At 75.8% G+C, this 1,792-nt stretch carries 1 protein-coding gene; it reads right to left on the minus strand.

The window, feature by feature from the left end:
• The coding region (locus A7A76_RS00330) for a hypothetical protein (protein ID WP_206409318.1) at positions 1–1,792 on the minus strand (1,792 nt) is incomplete at both ends.

Here is a 1,792-nt window from a genome sequence, read left to right on the forward strand (position 1 = left end):
GACCAAGGTCGCGGCGGCGACGGCGCGCGGATCGGAGGGAAACCACAGCGGCGGCCGCGGCGGCAGCCGGCCGCTGCGCGCGCTGCGCTGGAACGCGCGCGCCTCGTCGAGGAACGGCTCCGAGACCGGCCGGCCCGGCGTTTCGCCCACGCGCACGGCCGCCGCCAGGAACTGCGCCGCCTCGCGCCGGCGGCAAGTGCGGAAGGCGTAGACGCCGCGGTACAGCAGCGCGAGCATCTCCGAGTCGTTTCGCCGCGCCAGCGGCAACCCGGTGGGGGCGGCGGGCACGCGCGCGATTTCGTCCAGCAGCATCGCGAAGGCGGCATCGGCCTCGGCATAGCGGCCTTCGCGGTAACGCACCATCGCGTCGAAGATGCGCTGGTTCAGCCATTCGAGATCGCCCGGGCGGTAGAAGCGCGGCGCCGCGCGCGCGGCGGCATCCAGCGCCCGCCGCGCCTGCGGCAGGCTCGAATCGCTGCCGTACTGGACGAGGTTGACGGCGACGGAGTAGCGGTCCGATTGCGGCGGCAGGCCGGCGCGCTCGCGCTCGGCGATGTTGCGCTCGAGCAAGGCGATGCCTTCGTCCAGGCGCGCCGGCGTGGGAACCCAGTTGCCGCGGCCGAGCAGCGCCTTGGCGTAGTTGCTGCGCGCATTGAAGAGCATCTCGCTGTGCGGCAGGGTGCGCTCCAGGATCGACACCGCCTGGCGCTGCAGGCGCAGTTCCTCGGCGGGGTCGCGCGCCAGCGTCCAGGCCAGGCGCGACAACGCCAGCGCGTAGGCCGGGTGCTCGCGGCCGTAGCCCGCTTCCAGCCGGCGCAGCGTCGCCAGCGCCGACTCGCGCGGCACGTTCGGATAGCGGGAGAGGGCGACATAGACCTCGGCCGCCGCGGTCTGCGGATGGTCGGTGCCGAGGTTGCGCCGGCGTTCGTCGAGCAGGCGTTGCGCGGTGCCGGCGAAGGCCGGGCTCAGCCGCAGCCGCTGCGCATCGACGAGGCGCTCGAGCGCGTCGTCGGCGAGCACCGGATCCAGCGGCGCGGCCAGCGCGAGCGCGCGCTGCGCGTCGGCTTCGGCCGCCGCGGCCCGGCCCAACTGGCGCAGGAAGCCCGAGCGCAGGATCAGCGCCTGGGCCAGGCGCGCGGCGTGGCCGCGGCCCAGCGCCTGGGCCTCGCGCACCATCGCGTCGGCGCTGTCCAACGCCTGTCCGGTGCGGCCCAGGTCCCATTGGGTGAGCGCCAGCTCCAGGCCGATGGCGATGCGCGCATCGCGCGCGGCCGGATCGGTCGCGGCGGCGAGCGCGTCGAGGCGCGCGCGCGCCAGCGCCAGCGCTTCCTGGTGGCGGCCGCGATAATTGAGCGTGGACAGGCGGGTGGCGGCGACGAAGCCGTCCTCGTCGCGGTCGCCGCCGGCGATGGAAATGCGCTGCGCCTCGTCGGCCAGCGCGGCGGCGTGACGGTAGTCGCCGAGCTGGCCGAAGCTGCGCGCCAGCGTCGCCAGCGCGTGCGCGCGCAGCGCCGGCTGGTCGGCCATGGCCAATGCGCGCAGCTCGCGTTCGCTGCGTTCCAGCAGCGCGCGCGAGGAGAAGCGCGCGCTGCCCAGGCCCGACAGCGTCGCGCTGCCGAGGGTGGAGGCGAACAGGCGGCTGACCTGCTCGTTGGCCTCGGCCTCGCGCACGGCCTGCCGATGCTGCCAGCCCGCCGCGAGCAAGCCGGCGGCGGCGGCCAGGACCATCGCCGCGCCCAGCCCAGCGGCCAGGCGATTGCGCCGCAGCCACTTGCGCGCGCGCGACAGCCGC

The sequence above is a fragment of the Lysobacter enzymogenes genome (assembly GCF_017168095.1).
Lineage (GTDB): Bacteria > Pseudomonadota > Gammaproteobacteria > Xanthomonadales > Xanthomonadaceae > Lysobacter > Lysobacter enzymogenes_D.